The organism is Streptomyces sp. Q2 (assembly GCF_056820935.1).
In genome coordinates this window covers 1-17214 of the sequence record NZ_JBXEJE010000027.1, presented here as the reverse complement: position 1 = coordinate 17214, position 17214 = coordinate 1, and the positions used below count along the sequence as shown (strand labels likewise).

The 17214-nt window shown below is 70.4% G+C and carries 19 protein-coding genes; 16 read left to right on the top strand and 3 right to left on the bottom strand.

The window, feature by feature from the left end:
* Positions 1-34 precede the first annotated feature (34 nt).
* Positions 35-790 (bottom strand): LppU/SCO3897 family protein, encoded by a 756-nt coding sequence (locus ACWBNA_RS28620; protein WP_482707393.1) that lies wholly within the window; start codon positions 788-790, stop codon positions 35-37.
* Positions 791-841: 51 nt separating this feature from the next.
* Positions 842-2509, bottom strand: coding sequence for an IS200/IS605 family accessory protein TnpB-related protein (locus ACWBNA_RS28615; protein WP_482707511.1), 1668 nt, complete (start codon positions 2507-2509; stop codon positions 842-844).
* 338 nt (positions 2510-2847) lie between these two features.
* Here ACWBNA_RS28615 and ACWBNA_RS28610 point away from each other — a divergent pair, with 338 nt between their 5' ends.
* Entirely contained in the window at positions 2848-3213 is a 366-nt protein-coding gene (locus ACWBNA_RS28610; protein WP_482707392.1) for a hypothetical protein, read from the top strand.
* An 85-nt stretch (positions 3214-3298) separates the two neighbouring features.
* Here the strand turns inward: ACWBNA_RS28610 and ACWBNA_RS28605 are convergent, their stop codons facing one another.
* Positions 3299-5002, bottom strand: a complete 1704-nt coding sequence (locus ACWBNA_RS28605) for a chitinase (RefSeq protein WP_482707391.1) — start codon at positions 5000-5002, stop codon at positions 3299-3301.
* Between the two features lie 323 nt (positions 5003-5325).
* Between ACWBNA_RS28605 and ACWBNA_RS28600 the strand changes: the two genes are divergently transcribed.
* The 15 genes from ACWBNA_RS28600 to ACWBNA_RS28530 all read left to right on the top strand — a co-directional run bounded on the left by ACWBNA_RS28600 (position 5326) and on the right by ACWBNA_RS28530 (position 16984).
* Entirely contained in the window at positions 5326-6198 is an 873-nt protein-coding gene (locus ACWBNA_RS28600) for a hypothetical protein (RefSeq protein WP_482707390.1), read from the top strand.
* Positions 6199-6265: 67 nt separating this feature from the next.
* Positions 6266-6973, top strand: a complete 708-nt coding sequence (gene cpaB, locus ACWBNA_RS28595) for a Flp pilus assembly protein CpaB (protein WP_482707389.1) — start codon at positions 6266-6268, stop codon at positions 6971-6973.
* Positions 6974-6982: 9 nt separating this feature from the next.
* Positions 6983-8242, top strand: coding sequence for a CpaE/TadZ family protein (locus ACWBNA_RS28590; protein ID WP_482707388.1), 1260 nt, complete (start codon positions 6983-6985; stop codon positions 8240-8242).
* A 2-nt stretch (positions 8243-8244) separates the two neighbouring features.
* Positions 8245-8646 (top strand): TadE/TadG family type IV pilus assembly protein, encoded by a 402-nt coding sequence (locus tag ACWBNA_RS28585; RefSeq protein WP_482707387.1) that lies wholly within the window; start codon positions 8245-8247, stop codon positions 8644-8646.
* Positions 8647-8678: 32 nt separating this feature from the next.
* Entirely contained in the window at positions 8679-9170 is a 492-nt protein-coding gene (locus tag ACWBNA_RS28580; RefSeq protein WP_482707521.1) for a hypothetical protein, read from the top strand.
* Positions 9140-9454, top strand: a complete 315-nt coding sequence (locus tag ACWBNA_RS28575; RefSeq protein ID WP_482707510.1) for a TadE/TadG family type IV pilus assembly protein — start codon at positions 9140-9142, stop codon at positions 9452-9454. Before ACWBNA_RS28580 ends, ACWBNA_RS28575 begins: the two co-directional genes overlap by 31 nt.
* 10 nt (positions 9455-9464) lie before the next feature.
* Positions 9465-10802 (top strand): TadA family conjugal transfer-associated ATPase, encoded by a 1338-nt coding sequence (locus ACWBNA_RS28570; RefSeq protein WP_482707386.1) that lies wholly within the window; start codon positions 9465-9467, stop codon positions 10800-10802.
* Positions 10803-10813: 11 nt separating this feature from the next.
* On the top strand, positions 10814-11758 hold the full coding sequence (locus ACWBNA_RS28565; protein WP_482707385.1) for a type II secretion system F family protein: 945 nt from the start codon (positions 10814-10816) through the stop codon (positions 11756-11758).
* 18 nt (positions 11759-11776) lie between these two features.
* The gene (locus ACWBNA_RS28560) at positions 11777-12664 is read left to right on the top strand and encodes a DUF5936 domain-containing protein (protein WP_482707384.1); all 888 of its coding nucleotides are present in this window, start codon (positions 11777-11779) and stop codon (positions 12662-12664) included.
* A 7-nt stretch (positions 12665-12671) separates the two neighbouring features.
* A complete protein-coding gene (locus tag ACWBNA_RS28555; protein WP_482707383.1) occupies positions 12672-14042 on the top strand; it encodes a sensor histidine kinase in 1371 nt (456 codons plus the stop codon).
* Positions 14043-14060: 18 nt separating this feature from the next.
* Positions 14061-14837: a response regulator gene (locus ACWBNA_RS28550; protein ID WP_482707382.1), complete on the top strand. Its 777-nt coding sequence runs from the start codon at positions 14061-14063 to the stop codon at positions 14835-14837.
* Between the two features lie 100 nt (positions 14838-14937).
* Positions 14938-15135, top strand: a complete 198-nt coding sequence (locus ACWBNA_RS28545) for a Flp family type IVb pilin (protein ID WP_383858049.1) — start codon at positions 14938-14940, stop codon at positions 15133-15135.
* Positions 15132-15731 (top strand): pilus assembly protein TadG-related protein, encoded by a 600-nt coding sequence (locus ACWBNA_RS28540; RefSeq protein ID WP_482707509.1) that lies wholly within the window; start codon positions 15132-15134, stop codon positions 15729-15731. The genes ACWBNA_RS28545 and ACWBNA_RS28540 overlap by 4 nt, the downstream gene beginning before the upstream one ends.
* Positions 15732-15765: 34 nt before the next feature.
* Entirely contained in the window at positions 15766-16344 is a 579-nt protein-coding gene (locus tag ACWBNA_RS28535; RefSeq protein ID WP_482707381.1) for a hypothetical protein, read from the top strand.
* A 7-nt stretch (positions 16345-16351) separates the two neighbouring features.
* The gene (locus tag ACWBNA_RS28530; RefSeq protein WP_482707380.1) at positions 16352-16984 is read left to right on the top strand and encodes an OmpA family protein; all 633 of its coding nucleotides are present in this window, start codon (positions 16352-16354) and stop codon (positions 16982-16984) included.
* The last annotated feature ends 230 nt before the right edge of the window (positions 16985-17214 follow it).

Below are 17214 nucleotides of genomic sequence, written 5' to 3'. Positions count from 1 at the left end.
ACGTTCGGGCCGACATGCCGTGCCGGAAACCCGTTCACCGCCGGGCGGGACGCAGACACAGCGACGTCGCACCGTCCGCGCTGTACTCCAGGCCGGCGAGATAGTCCCCGGTCGCGCACCCCTTCGCACCGGGCTCGGTCACCTCGAACTCCGCGTCGGACGCACCGCAAGTCACCGGCTTCAGGTCCTGGTCACTCCAGGAGCCGTCGTTGCGGGCACACGAACCGACCGTGAGCGTCTTCGGCGGATCGTCCCCGAAGACCATGCCGATGACCATCAGCACCGGGATGGCCATCACGACCAGACCGATCGCGGCCAGCGGCACTGCGGCGACGAGGCCGGCCGGCCGCCGCAGCACGGGCTTGCCCGGGTCGAGCGGCGGGCGCCAGCTCCCGGTGGCGGGCTCCGGGAGACCGCGCACGGTGGACCGGGCACCGAGGTTCAGCAGCAGGACGAACGGCGTGATGATCGCGGACAGCGGCCCCCACCAGCCCTGCACCAGCGTGTCCGCCTGCATCTGACGGAAGACAGCCGTCCCGCAGGTCCGGCAGAACATCCCTTCCCGCCGCAGGAACCGCATGATCACGACCATGCCCTGATGCCCACGAACGGTCACCGCGGCGGCAGGAGCGGCTCCGCACACCTCACACACGAGGCCCGGCCCGGGCATGGCTCCCATGGGTGCCGGTCCGGCGTACGAGAAGGACGGCGCCGGCACCTGGGGCGCGTACGCGGGGTGCGGGGCAGGAGGCTGCTGCTGAAATGGGGGCGTGGGCGGCGGTACGTTCACGGAGCCTCCGTCGGTGATCAATCGGCCGGTGAAGCACCTTACCGACCGTTCCTAAAGACTGAGCGGGAGTGAGTCCTGTTGCCAGCACTCTTGCTCAGCCGGGTGTCCCGAACGGTGTTGGGCACCCTGGTCGCCCGCTTTCGCTCCACCGCCGGGCGGCGCGCATCGTGTGCGCGGTCCGGGAAGGTGGGGGCGGGGTTCCTCACGCCTGCGGGTGTCCGGTCGGGCCTGGACGGTCCGATGCCCACCACGATCACTCTGGTCGGGGTGGGGCGGTGCTGTCCGTCGCCGGATCGGATGTCCGAGGGCGCGTCGCCCGACCGCGATGCTCGCCGCATCGTGCCGGGACGTCTTGCGTCGTGGGGTGGTCATTGGCTGTTGCCAGTGCTGGGCACCCCAGCGGCTGGTGTAGGCCGGGTCGACTGCGACCACCGCCACGTTCTGCTCGGCGGCCATCGACACCAGCCGGGCCCTGAGTTTCGCGGTCGGGAAACGGGAGATGAGGCGCCGGAAGCGCTTGTTGCGGCCGTGCTTCTCCCGGCTGGTGCCGTCGGTGAAGTCGAGGTCCTCGATGGCGATCGCGGCGGCCCCGCAGCGCAGGGTGTGGTGCAGCAGCCGGGTCAGGGCGTGCCGGATCTGCGCGTCCCGGTGCTCGGTACTGCCGGTCAGGTCGTAGAAGTAGCGCTGCGGCTCGCCGACCGGGTTGCCGTGCACGTCGAGGTGCCAGGCCGCGAGGTGGTCGTCATTCATGTCCACGCCCACCACCCCCCGGACGAGGGCCGCGTCGAGGGGCAGGACGGGGGTGGCGGCGCGCTGCCAGGAGGCGGTGACATACCAGCGGCCGCGTGCGGTGTCGTGGTGGATGCGGTACGCCACAGCCCGGTTGGCGGTGATCCGGTCACGCCACTCCTGCCCGCGGTGCGGGAACGCCACCGTCGCGTCGAGGACGTAACGGCCATGCGGGGCGTTGGCCAGACGGGCCAGCGGGGCCGGGAGCTTGACCGAGAGCCGACCGGTGTCGGTGACGCGGATCGTCTCGTTGCCGAACCGCTTGCCGGACTCCCCGTCTGCGGCCAGGAACATCCGCTCCGCCCGCCACCGCTCCCGCCACGCCTGCCCGCTCAGCCCGGCCGCCTCAAGGTGGTGACGGGTGTTCGCGAGGCGCTTGCCGCCGCGCACCACATGCACCCGGCCCGCCGCCCGGTCCGCCTCCACCACCGTGAGGCGGTCCTTGAGGGTCTGCAGGCGGCGGGACTTGGCATGCCACTCACCACGCGTCGAATACCCACGCACCAGCCCTGCTCGTTTGTCCGCCTTGGCGCCGAGCGGCCGGGCCAGCCGCGCCTCGATGGACGCGATCTGCCCGCGCAGCCAGGCCAGATGGGCGGCCTGGCCGCGCCGGGCCAGCGCCCACTGATCGTGCGTGGCCTTGGTGATACTGCCCGCCCACCGCGCCGAAGACCTCCCGGTCAACTCCCGCTTGCGCACCGCCCACCCGGCCGCGTCATGCGCCGGCCCCTGCCTGGACCGCTCCGCGAGATCCGCCGCGGCCAGCGACCCCAAGTACACGCCGACCTCGGCGAGCACTTCCGCATCCGCCGCCGACACCCGCAGCCGGTCCCGAACAGCCACCCCGGAAGGACCGGGCACCACGAACGACGCCGCCACCTCCCGCAACCCGCCCACCCTCCACCCCGCCCGGCCGAAGATCCCCGTCACGGCAGTCAACGAGCAGCCCCCGCAAAGGTCACCCATTCGACCCGAGAACTCACGTTCCCCGCCCGAGAGCCAAGGGCCACAGCACACCCCAGGGGGGAGGGCGCACTCCTGACACAGCGGAACAACCGCATCCAGCGCCGGCACTCACTCACGCTCACCAGAAGTCACTCATGCTCAGAAAACCGGCAGCAGTTCCCGACCCCCTCAACTGCCCCGCCCGGCAGCCGAGTCCGGCGCCCGCCACGGCCGTGGTCGACTACCGGCCAAACCCGCTCGACCGTCTCTCACCCGTCGTAGGCTCCCCCGCTCATGGTCGACGCCGATCTTGGGGGACGAACGTGGAACGACCGGACGACCGCACCGCATCCGCCCTGCGCTTCGCCTCGGAACTCGTCGCCTGGGTGGCCACACCGTGGGCCCTGTCCGCGTACTCGTGGGTGCTCGCCGTGTTGGCGGTGGTGGTGCTGATCGGCCTTCCGACCGTCTTCTCCACTCCGGGCGACAAGGCGCAGGTGATCGTCCCGGTCCCGGGACTGGTCACGATCCTGCTCGTGGTGCTGCAGTTCGCCGCGGCCGTGATCTCCGCGTGGGTGGTGTGGCCGGCCGTCGCGGCGGCCATGGTGTCGCTCCTCGTCGCCGCGAGCCTCGTCACGGAACGCCGGCGTTGGCAGTGGCTGGTCTCCACGGACCGACGAACAGCCTGAACCGGTCCCGGTCGACACCGACCGGATCCCGGAGCCGGCCGGCAGCGCCGCCCGGCCCCGGGGAGTCCCGCTCACAAGAGGTTCGTCACGGCAGCGCGTGCACGTGTGGCCCCACCGCGTTGGACCACGCGTTCCCCGCCGCCGCGTCCCAGTTGGTCGACCAGGTCATCGCGCCACGCAGGTCGGGATAGGTCCGGGGTGGCTTGAAGGACCCGCAGGCCGTGCCCTTCGTCAGGCAGTCCAGGGCGCTGTTCACCACGGACGGGGACACGTACCCGCTTCCCGCGCCGCTCGGCGAAGCCGGCACCCCGAGGCCCACCTGTGACGGAGCCAGCCCGCCCTCCAGCTGGATGCAGGCCAGGGCGGTCAGGAAGTCCACCGAGCCCTGGCTGTACACCTTGCCGTCGCAGCCCAGCATGGAACCGCTGTTGTAGTACTGCATGTTGACGACCGTGAGGATGTCCTTCACGTTCAGGGCGGTCCGGAAGTACGCGTTGGAGGTGGACTGCATGTCGATCGTCTGCGGGGCCATCGTCAGGACCAGGGAGCTCCCCGCCTTCGCCGACAGCGCCCGCAACGCCTGCGTCATGTACGTCGTGTTGAGGCCGTTCTCCAGGTCGATGTCGACGCCGTCGAAGCCGTACGTCTGCATGAGCGCGTACACCGAGTTGGCGAAGTTCGTCGCGGAGGCCGAGTCGTTCACCGACACCGCCCCGCGCTCGCCGCCCACCGAGACGACGACCTTCTTCCCGGCGGCCTGCTTCGCCTTCACGTCCGCCTTGAACTGGTCGACGGTGTAGCCGCCCAGACCGGCGGAGTCGAGGGTGAAGGTCACCGCGCCCGGTGTCGCCGTGGCGTCCGCGAAGGCCACCGCGATGATGTCGTAGGAGGACTGGACGGCGGAGAGCTTCTGGACGGTCGCCCCGTTGTTGAAGTTCTGCCAGTAGCCCGTCACCGCGTGCCTGGGCAGCGAGACGTCACCACCGCCCTCACCCGCCGTGGTGGTGCCCGTCACCGTCGCCGACCTCCCCGACTCTCCCGCCGTGTTGGTCGCCGTGACCTGGAAGGAGTACGACGTCGAAGCCGCGAGGCCGGTCACGGTCGCGGACGTTCCCGTCACCGCCGTCACCTTCGTGCCGTTCCGGTAGACGTGGTAGCCGGTCGCGCCCGGGACCGTGCTCCACGACAGGGAGACCGAGGACGGGGAAGTTCCCGACACCGACAGTCCGCTCGGCGCCGCCGGGACGGTGGGCGCCGGATCCCCGCCCCCGCCCCCGTCCGGCCCGAACACCGACACGTCGTCCGCGAAGTACGCGGCCTGCCCGTACCAGCCGTGCGTGTACACCGTCACCGAGGTCGTCGACGCGCCCGTCGTGAACGACGTCGACAGCTGCTTCCAGGACGGGGAGTCCGGCGTCCACGTCGACACGTCCGTCGTACCCGTGCCCGTCGCGCCCAGGTACGCGTACCCGCCCCGCACCCACGCGCTCAGCGTGTACGTCGAGTTGGGCTTCACCGCCACCGTCTGGGTGCACCGGGCGTGGTCCTGCCCGGCCGGGGTCGCCCGCAGCGCGGCCGAGCCGCCGTGCGCCGGTGCGGAGACCGTCGTACCGCTGCCCGCGGAGCAGGTCCAGTCGGTCAGTCCCGACTCGAATCCGGCGTTCTTCGCGTTGTTGACGTCCGCGGCGGACGCCGGGCCCGCGCCGGCCACCGCGAGGGCGAGGGCTGCGGCGAGGGCTCCGGAAAGGAGCAACCGGGTCCGTCCGGGTATGCCTGGTACGGGGTCCACTGGGGCCTCCGGTGGGGGAGAGGGGCGGAGAGGGCTGACGGTGGCCACCGTTGGACGTACAAGTTGGTCCAGACCAATTCGGCTGTCAAGGGGGCGGGCGGAGGGAGGGGGTCGGCTGCCGGGTCAACTCACCCTCGTAGCAAATGATCTCGTGGCACATGCACCCCATCTGGACTGAAATAGCCCCCTTTTGCACTCCCAACAGGACCAGGAAGTCACAGAAACGCTGTTCTCCGGTCACAGGGGCGTGGATACAGTGCTCAGGTAGTCACGCAGTGAAGTCGACTGGGTGCGCCGGGGTAGGGCCGGGCGGGCCGACAGGCATGGGATTCGGGGAGCTGCGCGTGCCAACTGCCATCGCCGTGACCAGTGCCGACATGGCGCTGCCACCGCAGGACGACCGGACCATGCCCGCCGTGGTCCTGTCGGGCCTGGACACCGAGCCGCTCGACCGGTCGCTCGCCGTCCTGCAGTCACTGATCGACCAGCACGGGTACGTGATCGTCGTGTGCTCGCAGGCCGTCCCGCAGCAGACGCAGCGGCGGCTGCACACGGTGCGCTCCCTGCTGGAGAGCGACCGTATCGCCCTGTTCCGTCCAGAACTGCCACCGCTCGGACTCGCCGTCCTCGCCCGCCAGTTGAGGCAGCTCGCCTCGTGCGACCTGAGCCCGGGCGTGCTCGCCTCGGCCGGCCGCCTGCTCACCCACTACATCCATGCCGGGGCGCTCCTGGGCTCCGTGGCCAAACTCGACCGCGTCCCCGTGGGACTGAAGTCGCACGCGAAGTCCTGGGTGCCCGGCAGCCAGTTCGCGGTGCTCGCGCATCCGCAGCCGCAGCTGGAGCGGATCGGCCCAGGGGCCACCCTCGCGGGGCCGGAGTTCGCCACGTCCATGCTGGTGGCGAAGGGGCAGCTCCAGTCCGACTGGGTCACCGCCTCGCTGGCCAAGGCCTGGCAGGTGCAGGGGCTGCGCGAGAGCCCGCTGCCGGCCGAGTCCGCGCGATGGTGGGGGACCGGCAGGCTGATCGAGTTCTGCACCTTCCTGCCCGACCTGTCGGTGCTCTACCAACTGGTCACCTCGGTACGGCAGAACACCTGTCACTGGTGCGGCATCGACGTCATCGGCGACCGCTGCGTCTTCTGCTCCGCCACAGCGCCCGTGTCACCTGTTCGCGAGAACCAACTGCCCGCCGGATAACGCCCCAAGGGCAGACCCGCACCCCCCGACTCCGCTCGACCGAACCCCCAATGAGGTTGCACGGTTCATGAACTCCCGTCAGCGCCGCGGCGTGATACTCCTGCTTCTGTCGGTCCTGTGCGCCCTCGGCGCGTTCGCCGGCGTGCTGTCCGTCATCAACGACGTGAAGTCCAAGGTCGGACCCGAGGTCACGGCGTACCGGCTCAAGGCCGACGTGCAGCCCTACACCAGCCTCGACGCGGGCCAGTTCGAGAAGACCGAGATGCCCGAGCGGTGGCTGTCGGAGACCGCCGTCACCGACCTCGCCCAGATCCGCGGCAAGATCGCCGTCACCACGCTGAAGGCCGGCTCCCTGCTGCAGAGCGACATGATCGTCGACCAGCCCGCTCTGCAGCCCGGGCAGCAGGAGGTCGCCATCATGATCGACGCGGCGACCGGCGTCGCGGGCAAGATCACGCCGGGTTCGACGGTGAACGTGTACGCCACGTTCGAGGGACAGCGCGAGGGCGACCCCGCCCAGTCCAAGATCATCGTGACCAACGCCAAGGTCCTCGACGTCGGCAAACTGACCGCCCTCAAGCCCGACGAGAGCGACCGCACGCGACAGGAGACCGATGCCGTCCCCATCACCTTCGCGCTGACCACCGTCGACGCCCAGCGCATCACGTACGCCGAGTCGTTCGCCGAGGAGGTCCGGCTCGCGCTCGTCGCACCCGGCACCGACACCACCGTCCCGGAGAAGGACCGCACCTACGAACTCGCCAAGGACAAGTGAGAGGCCGCCATGCCCACGAGGATCCTCCCGGCTGTCGGCGACGCGGACGCGGCCCGGTCCATCACGACCCTCCTCAGCCAGCTCCCCGACGCCGAGCCGGTGGCCCCCGTCGTCGACTCCACGCAGCTCATCGACACCCTGGCCCGCCTCGCCGCCGAGTCGATCGACGAACTGCCCGAGGTGGTCGTCGTCCACGAGCGCATCGGCCCGGTCCCCGCACTGGAACTCATCCGCGAAGTCGCCCTCCGCTTCCCGGCCGTCGGCGTCATCCTCGTCACCTCCGACGCCAGCCCCGGCCTGTTCCAGGCGGCGATGGACTACGGCGCCCGCGGCCTGATCGCCCTGCCGCTCGGGTACGAGGAGCTGGCCATCCGGGTACAGGCGGTCGCCCAGTGGTCGGTGGGCGTACGGCGTCACCTGGGCGCCGGCGGCGACGTGTTCACCGGCGTCGGCGGGACCGTCGTCACGGTGAGCGGCGCCAAGGGAGGCGTGGGCGCGACCCTCACCGCCATCCAGCTCGCCCTCGCCGCCCAGGCGTCCGGCCGCAGCACGGCCCTCGTCGACATGGACCTCCAGGCCGGCGACATCGCCTCCTTCCTGGACGTCCAGTTCCGCCGCTCGGTCGTCGACCTGGCCGCCATCACCGACATCTCCCCGCGCGTCCTCGCCGACGCCGTCTTCCGCCACGACACCGGCCTCGCGCTGCTGCTCGCCCCCGGCGAGGGCGAACGCGGCGAGGAGGTCACCGACCGGGCCGCCCGCCAGATCGTCAGCGCCCTGCGCTCCCGCTACGACGTCGTCGTCGTCGACTGCGGCTCCCAGCTCGGCGGCGCGGGCGCGGCCGCCGTGGAGATGGCCGACACGGCGTTGCTGGTCACGACGCCGGACGTGGTCGCGGTCCGGGGCGCCAAGCGCACGGTACGGATGTGGGACCGGCTGCAGATCCGCAAGGCCGAGGAGACCACCGTCGTCGTCAACCGCCACACCCGCGGTACGGAGATCCAGCCACCGCTGATCCAGAAGATCACCGGCACCCCCGTCGCCGGCACCGCGATCCCGGCCAACTTCAAGGAACTGCAGGGCGCGGTGGACGCCGGCCGCCTCCACGAACTGGACAACAGGAGCACGGTGAAACAGGCCCTGTGGGGCCTCGCGGGCGAACTCGGACTCGTCAAGGGGTCCGAGGCGCCCGGCCACCGGGCGGGCCGGCTTCGCGGCGGCGACCGGACGGCGATCGGCTTCCGGCGGCGCAGAGAGCTGGGGAGGTAGCGATGCGCCGACCCGGGAGGAGGACGCGCCGTCCCTGGTGGAGGGACGACGGCGGCCAGGTCGCCGTCGAGTTCCTCGGCATGACCCCGCTGATCATCCTGACGCTGGTGCTGATGTGGCAGTTCGTGCTGCTGGGATACACGTACACGCTCGCCGGGAATGCTGCGGACGAGGCGGTGCGGGCGGGGACGGCTGCGGAATTGGGGGCGCGACAGGGCGCGTGTCAGCAGGCGGGCCTGGACAAGCTGCCGGGCGCGTGGAGCGGCGAAGTGACCTGCGAGACCGGGGGCGGCTATGTCAGGGCCACCGTCACGCTCCAGGTCCCCGTCCTCTTCCCGGGCTCGATCGGCTTCCCCGTCGACGTCGAGGGCCACGCGGGGGCCGTGGAGGAGGTGAAGGACTGAGATGTCGTACGACGGGACAGGACGGGGGCGCGATGGTCGCCTCCGCGACGGACGGGTCGGCGAGGGACGGGCCCGCGACGGGCAGTCCCGAGATGGTCGCCTCCGCGACGGACGGGCCGGAGACGGACGGACCGGAGACGGACGGACCGGAGACGGACGGACCGGAGACGAACGGGCCCGCGATGGTCGCTTCCGCGACGGACGGGCCGGCGAGGGACGGGCCCGCGACGAACGGGCCCGCGATGGTCGCTTCCGCGACGGACGGGCCGGCGAGGGACGGGCCCGCGACGAACGGGCCCGCGATGGTCGCTTCCGCGTCGGACGGGCCGGCGAGGGACGGGTCCGTGATGGGCAGTCCCGCGATGGTCGCCTCCTCGACGGACGGGTCGGCGACGGACAGGCCGGCGACGGACGTCTCCGCGAAGGGCGGGTCCGCCCCGGGCGATTCCCGGGTGGACGCCTCCGCACAGGCCGCGACCGCGGCCAGGTCGCCCTGGAATACCTCGGGTTCATCCCGATCCTGATCCTCGTGGCGATGGCCGGCGTCCAGATCGGGCTCATCGCCTACACCGCCCAGCAGGCCGGAACGGCGGCCCGGGCCGGCGCGCGTGCCGCCTCGCTCGACATGGGTGCCCAGGAGGGCTGCCAGAACGCGGTGAGCGGCTGGCTGGCGGACCAGACCTCCTGTGACGCCGCGCTCGGTGCCGACGAGGTCACCGTCACCGCCACCGTCGACATCCCGTCCATCGTCCCCGGCTGGGACTTCGCCCCCGCCCAGAAGACCGCCACCATGCCGGTCGACCACTGAGGAAGCACCCATGAGCCTGCGGTCACGCATCAACTCCCCGGAGGAGAACGGCAGCCGGGGCGAGGACGGCCACCTGGTCGCCTCCTACCGGGCCAAGCTGCTGGAGGAGATCGACCTCGCGGAGATGAGTTCGCTGGCGGCGGCCGAGCGCCGGGCCCGTCTGGAGCGGGTGCTCGGGCACATCATCAGCCGGGAGGGCCCGGTCCTGTCAACGGTGGAGCGCTCCCAGCTGATCCGCAGGGTGGTCGACGAGGCGCTGGGCCTCGGCATCCTGGAGCCGCTGCTCGAAGACGCGTCGATCACCGAGATCATGGTGAACGGCCCGGACTCGATCTTCGTCGAACGCGGCGGCCGGGTCGAGCAGTTGCCGTTGCGCTTCCCCTCCCACGACCAGCTGATGCAGACGATCGAGCGGATCGTCTCGACGGTCAACCGGCGGGTGGACGAGTCGAACCCCATGGTCGACGCCCGTCTCCCGTCCGGCGAGCGGGTGAACGTGATCATTCCGCCGCTGTCCCTCACCGGAGCCATCCTCACCATCCGCCGCTTCCCCCGCTCCTACACGCTCCAGGAACTGGCGGGCTTCGGCTCCCTGGACGACCACATGCTGTATCTGCTGGCGGGGCTGGTGCAGGCGAGGTTCAACATCATCGTGTCCGGCGCGACCGGCACCGGAAAGACCACGCTCCTGAACGCCCTGTCCGGGCTCATCCCCGAGGGCGACCGCATCATCACCATCGAGGACTCGGCCGAACTCCAGCTCCAGCAGCGGCACGTGGTCCGACTGGAGTCCCGCCCGCCGAACGTGGAGGGCCAGGGCCGGGTCACCATCCGCGACCTGGTCCGCAACTCGCTGCGCATGCGACCCGACCGGATCGTCGTCGGTGAGGTCCGCGGCGGCGAGTCCCTGGACATGCTCCAGGCGATGTCGACCGGCCACGACGGCTCACTGGCCACCGTGCACGCCAACAGCGCCGAGGACGCGCTGATGCGGCTCAAGACCCTGGCGGCGATGTCCGAGGTCGAGGTCCCCTTCGAGGCGCTGCACGACCAGATCAACAGCGCCGTCGACGTGATCATCCAGCTGACCCGGTTCGCCGACGGCGCCCGCCGCATCACCGAGATCGCCCTGCTCGACAGCCACGGCAGCGAGCAGTACCGCATCGCCACGGTCGCCCGCTTCACCGCCCAGCCGATGGCGGCCGACGGCCGGATCTACGGCCGGTTCGAGTACTTCCCGATCCCGCGCCGCGCCGCCGACCGCCTCTACATGGCGAGCCAGCCCACGCCCCAGGCCTTCGGCGTGGCCCAGTCCGCAGATCAGCTCGCCATCCGAGTAGCCAGGTAGGAACCACCCCCATGGATCTCCAGACCCTCCTCAGCCTCACCACCGGCATCACGCTGCTGACCTGCGTACTCGCCGTCATCGGCGTCCACACCTACGCCAAGGGCAGGGCGCAGCGGGCCGCACTCGTGGAACGCCTCGCGGCGGCCGGCCAGATACCGCACACCGGCCGCCGGCGCCATTTCCGCAACCTGGACCGGCGACTGCGCCGTATGAAACTCGGCCGGAAGCTGGAACTGCGCCTCGCCGCGACCGGCCTGGACATCACCCCCGGCGAGTTCTTCGCCGGCATGCTCGCCGCGGTCGCCGGCCTCTGGCTGATCGGCCAGGCCACGCTGGCCCCCTTCTTCGGCCCGATCGCCGGACTGCTGGGGATCTGGGCGGCCGTCCAGTTCCTCAACTGGCAGCGGCAGCAACGCATCGAGAAGTTCATCAACCAACTCCCCGAAATGGCCCGCATCCTGGCCAACGCGACCCAGGCGGGACTGGCCCTGCGTACGGCGATCGGGATGGCCGCGGACGAGCTGGAGGCCCCGGCCGGCGAGGAACTCGCCAAAGTGGCCAACCAGTTGGCGGTGGGCGCGACGCTGGACGACGCGCTCGGCGAGATGGCCGAACGACTGCCCTCGCGCGAACTGGTCGTCCTGGTCACGACCCTGGTCCTGTCCAACCGGGCGGGCGGCCAGGTGGTGAGCGCGCTGCGCAACCTCACGGAGACGCTGGAGGAGCGCAAGGAGACCAGGCGCGAGGTCCGCACCCAGCTGTCCCAGGTGAACATGACCTCGTACGCCGTCCCCGTCCTGGGCATCGGCTCGCTCTTCCTCATGAACGGCGTGAAGGACGGCGCACTGGACCGCATGACGGGCTCACCGGTCGGCCAGGGGGCGGTCATCGTCGCGTTCGCCCTGTACGCGGTGGGCTTCATCCTCATCCGCCGCCTGTCCCGCATCGACGTCTGAGCGGCGGAGGATCACACCATGGCACTCCTGCTCGCCCTGCTGATGGGCCTCAGCGTCTGGGGCGTCTTCGCCGGCATCCGCATGTACCGGGCCGACGCGAAACTGCCCTCCGACCTCGCGCTGGCCCTGGAGGTCGGCGCCACCCGCACCGGCGCGGTGGACTCCCTGATCGACCGCCTGGGCATGCGCTACGCCCCCGCGGTCCTCCGTCTGATGGGCCCCAAGCAGGTGGCGAAGTACCGCCGCAAGATCGACCTCGCGGGCAACCCCGGCGGCCTGACCATCGACCGCTACGCGGCCCGCCGGGCGGTCTACGGCTTCCTGGGTGGCGTCGGCTTCCTGGTCTTCCTGCTCCGGGGCGACGTCCTGGTCGCCCTGTTGCTGCTGGCGTTCGGCGCGTTCTGGACGGAGGTCGGCATCTGGTCGGCGATCCGGATCCGCAAGGACGTCATCGAGCGGACCCTGCCGGACTTCCTGGACGTGCTCGCGGTGGTGGTGAGCGCGGGGCTGGGCTTCCGGCAGGCACTCGACCGGGTGGCGTCCAGGTACGAGGGCCCCTGGGCCGACGAACTGCGCATCACCCTGCGCCAGATGGACCTCGGCATGAGCCGCCGCCAGGCCTTCGCGGAACTGCGCCGGCGCAACGACTCCGAGCAGGTGGCGATGTTCGTCACGGCACTCCAGCAGGGGGAGGAACTCGGCGCGCCGATCGTCGACACCCTCGTCTCCCTGGCCAAGGACATGCGCCGCACGGACGCCCAGAACGCCCGCCGCAAGGCCGCGCGGGCGGTACCCAAGGCCACGATGATGATCACGACGTTCATGGTCCCGGCCACGATGATCCTGCTGGGGGCGGGCCTGCTGCTGGGATCGGGAACGGACTTCGGGTCCATCACGGGGGAGTAGCGGGGACATGTTGACGGTGAGGAAGCCGGGGCGCGAGGCGAAGCCCTCCGCGACGGCGATCGGACGCGCGAGCGCCGACGAAGACCAGGCCCCACCGGGGGCCCACCTCGACGCACCCGCACTCTCCGTCCAGGTGAACGCCCTCCAGGCCATGTGCCGCCAGGTCTTCGGCTTCCGCCTGGCCATGATCGCCCTGGCCGCCCCCGCCGCCCTCCTCAACGCCAACCCCGGCCTGGGCGTCCGCCTGGTCGGCGCGGCCGTGGTGGTCACCTTCATGACCTCCTACGTCCTCTTCAGAGACTGGGAACGCTTCGGCCCCCTCCTCCTGCGCCACCCCACCCTCCTCGCCGCCGACACCCTCCTCGCCTCCCTGCTCCTCGTCTCCGCGGGCCCCGACACCACCCTCGCCTACGTCAGTGTCTGCACTCCCCTCCTCGCCGGCCTCCTCTACGGCTGGCGAGGCGCGGCCGTCTTCGCGTCGGTCCAGTCCCTGGTCCTCCTGCTGGTCTACGCGACCCTCGAGGACGGACCGCACATCGGCCCGGCGGAGCGGCTGCTCCTGCCCGGCCTCTGCGTTATCACCGGCGCCGTGGGCTCCACCCTGCGAGGGCTCATGCTCCGCTTCGGCACGGCGACGCAGGCGCTGGCCACCGTCAAGGCCCGTCTCGCTGTCACCGAGGCGGTCGGCGCCGAACGTGCCCGCCTGGCCCGGGAGATGCACGACTCCGTCGCCAAGACCCTGCACGGCGTGGCCCTCGCGGCGGACGGCCTCGCCCACTCGGCGGGCTCGGCGGACATGGACCCGGCCCGGGTGAGACAGCAGGCCGAACTGGTCGCCCGCGCCGCCCGCCGCGCCGCCGCCGAGTCCCGCGAACTCCTCACCGACCTGCGCCGCGAATCGGACCCCTCCCACCGCACGGACGTACTGTCCGAACTCGCCGCCCGCACCGAGGACTTCAGCGCCCGTACGGCCCTCCCCGCCACCTACCACCCCACCGGCGAGAAGGACACCGAGCCACCCCTCGTCCCGCCCGCCGTGGCCCGCCAACTCCTCACCATCGCCACGGAGGCCATGGACAACGCCCACCGCCACGCCTCCGCGACACACCTGGAGGTCTACGCCGGCGTCCACGGCGACCTGCTCCGCATCCGCGTGCACGACGACGGCCGCGGCCTCCCCCCGGACACCACCCTCGAACGCCTGCGCAGGTCCGGCCACTTCGGCCTGGTCGGCATGGTCGAACGCGCGGCGACGGTCGGCGCCCGCATCGACATCGGCCGGGGCGCCAACGTGAGCGGCACGGAGGTCCTCCTGGAACTCCCCCTGGCAGCAGTGACCTCCAACCCGTCCGTAACCCCCCATCCAACGACCCATTGAGAGGAGGCCGAAAAAAAGATGCCGGACCAACAGACGCCGCCCCGCGCCCCCCTGCGCGTCGTCGTGGCGGACGACAACCCGGTGGTACGCGCAGGCCTCACCGCCCTGCTCTCCGGCCGCGCGGACATCACGGTCGTCGCGGAGGCCGCCGACGGCCACGAGGTCTGCGCGGCGGCCCGCGACCACCGCCCCGACGTGGTCCTCCTGGACGTCCGCATGCCCGGCATGGACGGCATCTCGGCACTCCCGTACCTGGTACCGATCGCGCCCGTGCTGATGCTCACCTACAGCGCGGAGCCGGAGACCGTCCAGGAGGCCCTGAGCCGGGGTGCCGTCGGGTACCTGATCCACGGCGAGTTCACGGTGAACGAGCTTGTCACGGCCGTATGGGCGGCTGCGGAGCCTCGGAAGGGTGCGACTGCATACGAAAATGCGGAAGCAATCATTCCGCAGGTGAGCGATGAATTACCCTCTCCACCAGGCTATTTCGGCCTACGAGGCCTTCCGTCTTCAAGTTCTGCAAGTAATTTCCGCAAAGGACTTTCGCAACTGCAACCAGGTGTGGGACAGTCGTCGAGGTTGCGGTTCCGGCTGAGTACGAGGGAGGCGGAGATCATGGACCTCATCGCATCGGGGATGAACAACCAGCAGATCGCCGCCACCTGCTTCATCAGCGAGAAGACGGTCAAGAACCACATCAACCGCATCTTCGCCAAGCTCCACAGCACGAGCCGCTCCCAGGCCGCCGCGAAATGGCTGGGCACGGCGCCGAGTTCGTACCGGGGACTGGGGTGACCTGTGGCGACCGGGAATTGGGCCCAGGGGCCCTCGGCAGGACGGGGTGTTCCGGCTTACGGTTCGCGTGTCGAAGGCGACGACAGCGGAGGGGAACACCATGAGCAACTGGATCAACACGACCGTCACGTACCTTCAGGCCCGCGCTGCCCGCGACGACAGGGGGCAGACCGCGGTGGAGTACCTGGGGATCATCGCGGTGGTGGTGGCGATCGTGTTGGCGATCACGGGGACGGACATCGGGCAGACGATTTACAACGCGATCACGGACAAGATCACCGAAGTCACGGGCGGCTGAGGCTCCGTAGGTGCAATGACGCAGGGCAGGCCTTTCCCATCTACATCACGGTGGTGGCAGGTCTGCTCTTTCTCGCGTTCGCGTACCTCGCGGTCGGCCAGGCCGCGGCGAATCGAAACGGTGCCCAGACCGCCGCCGACGCGGCGGCACTCGCGGCGGCCCTGGACACGCGGGACCAACTGGCGGACAAGTGGGTGGAGGACGTACTGGATCCCACCCAGTGGCAGGACATCTTCGACGGTGAGGTGCCGGGACTCGTCGACTCCTGCTGGCGCGCTGACCAGCTTGCCGCTGAGAACGAGGCCCAGGTGACCTACTGCGGGTCGCCGACACCTCTGGACTACGACGTCGAGGTGCAGACCAACAAGCCCGTCGGCGACTCGATCGTTCCCGGCACGGATGATCTGAAGTCCACAGAGTCCGCCACCGCCGTGGTCGAGTCGCTGTGCACGTTCGAGCTCCCCGGAGAAGATGCAGGGGACGACGTGCTGCCACAACTCACGTGCGACGACGGAGTCGTCTGGGACCTGGACCCGGACGACCTCGCCGATCTGCCCAAACCCGAGGACCTCTTCGACGTCCACCTGGCCGACTGACGAGCGAACGACGAGTGATGAAGGAAGCGGAGAGATGAGCAATCGGTTCACAGCGAGCGCCCGCAGGGGAATGGTCGCGTTGACCGTTGCGGCCGGTCTGGCCGTCGGTGTGGCCGGCTGCGGGGGAGGCGGCGACGACAAGAAGCCGGAGTCGTCGCCGTCGGCTTCCAAGGGCGATGGTTCCCAGCCGAGTGCTCAGGATGGCGATGCGGGATCCCCCATGGCCGAATTGAAGGGGCCCAACGGGCTGCTGCTCGAGATCACTTCGGCCAATCGCGATTCCGGCGGCTTCGTCACGGTGGGGGGCAACCTCAAGAACGACGGTGACAAGTCACTCACTATTCCCGCTCAATTGAGCGGGAACGAGACCGAGATCCTCCGAAACGGCCGCTCCTTCGGTGGAGCCACCTTGGTGGATTCGAAGGGCAAGAAGCGCTACTACGTCCTGCGTGACACCGACGGTCGCCCCCTCACCACCACCGGGATCTCGACGGTCAAGTCCGGTGAGGCCATTCCGGTGTTCATGCAGTTCCCGGCTCCGCCGGACGATGCGTCCGAGGTGTCCTTCCAACTGCCCATGTTCGCGCCTGCGGACATCACGATCTCTGGGTGAGGCCCCCATGACCCCCAAGCCCCCCCGCCTCGCCCTGACTCTCACCGCCGCCTCCGTCATGCTCGCCACGAACCTCTTCGCCGCGACCGGCGTCCACGCCGACGACACGCCCAGCGTCCCGCCGGGCACCGAACCCACCGCCTCCGCCCCCGTGAACGTCGACGCCAACGACCCCGACCTCAAGCTCCCCGAGGGCGCCACTCTCGCCGAGGCCAAGGTTCTCGACATCAAGCAGGTCGTCGAGGACCAGAGTGGCGACGAGCGCCGTGAGGACACGAACGCGGACGTGAAGTTCGCGCTCCAGGCGGAGGTGTTGTTCGGCAAGGACAGCGCGAAGCTGAGCGCCGAGGCCAAGGCCCGTATCTTCGCGATCGCCGATGAGATCAAGACGCAGAACGCGACGAAGATCCGAGTCTTCGGCTTCACGGACAATCTGGGCTCCTCCGCCCACGGCGACGTGCTGTCCAAGCAGCGGGCCAACGCCGTGCAGGACGTTCTGGACCAGGAACTGAACGACCCGAACCTGGTCTTCGAGGTCCGCGGCTACGGCGAGCAGTACCCGATCTCGTCGAACGCGACGGAGTCCGGTCGCAAGAAGAACCGACGGGTGGAGGTCTCGTTCCCCCGGTCGGAGAACTGACCGCGACGGCACCGGAGGTGGTGTCAGGTACACCGTCGGCCGGGTGGGCAGAGCCATGGTGGGGTGACCAGGGCGTTCGTAGCCTCGTCGGTATGACGGATGACGAGCTGACGACGTACCACGAAGAGCAAGAGCCCTCGCGGCGCCGCGCACTGCGCCTCGCCGCGGCGGCCGGCGGTGCCGCACTCGCCGTCGGCGTCGGCGCGGGACCCGCGCGGGCGACCGGCGCC

Bases quoted from the DNA above. Each gene is read 5' to 3' on its own strand.
- ACWBNA_RS28545 (WP_383858049.1), top strand. From the start codon at position 14,938: ATGAGCAACTGGATCAACACGACCGTCACGTACCTTCAGGCCCGCGCT.
- ACWBNA_RS28590 (WP_482707388.1), top strand. From the start codon at position 6,983: ATGCCCACGAGGATCCTCCCGGCTGTCGGCGACGCGGACGCGGCCCGG.
- ACWBNA_RS28550 (WP_482707382.1), top strand. From the start codon at position 14,061: ATGCCGGACCAACAGACGCCGCCCCGCGCCCCCCTGCGCGTCGTCGTG.
- ACWBNA_RS28530 (WP_482707380.1), top strand. From the start codon at position 16,352: ATGACCCCCAAGCCCCCCCGCCTCGCCCTGACTCTCACCGCCGCCTCC.
- ACWBNA_RS28565 (WP_482707385.1), top strand. From the start codon at position 10,814: ATGGATCTCCAGACCCTCCTCAGCCTCACCACCGGCATCACGCTGCTG.
- ACWBNA_RS28580 (WP_482707521.1), top strand. From the start codon at position 8,679: ATGGTCGCCTCCGCGACGGACGGGTCGGCGAGGGACGGGCCCGCGACG.
- ACWBNA_RS28585 (WP_482707387.1), top strand. From the start codon at position 8,245: ATGCGCCGACCCGGGAGGAGGACGCGCCGTCCCTGGTGGAGGGACGAC.
- ACWBNA_RS28555 (WP_482707383.1), top strand. From the start codon at position 12,672: ATGTTGACGGTGAGGAAGCCGGGGCGCGAGGCGAAGCCCTCCGCGACG.
- ACWBNA_RS28560 (WP_482707384.1), top strand. From the start codon at position 11,777: ATGGCACTCCTGCTCGCCCTGCTGATGGGCCTCAGCGTCTGGGGCGTC.
- ACWBNA_RS28535 (WP_482707381.1), top strand. From the start codon at position 15,766: ATGAGCAATCGGTTCACAGCGAGCGCCCGCAGGGGAATGGTCGCGTTG.
- ACWBNA_RS28570 (WP_482707386.1), top strand. From the start codon at position 9,465: ATGAGCCTGCGGTCACGCATCAACTCCCCGGAGGAGAACGGCAGCCGG.
- ACWBNA_RS28600 (WP_482707390.1), top strand. From the start codon at position 5,326: ATGGGATTCGGGGAGCTGCGCGTGCCAACTGCCATCGCCGTGACCAGT.
- cpaB (WP_482707389.1), top strand. From the start codon at position 6,266: ATGAACTCCCGTCAGCGCCGCGGCGTGATACTCCTGCTTCTGTCGGTC.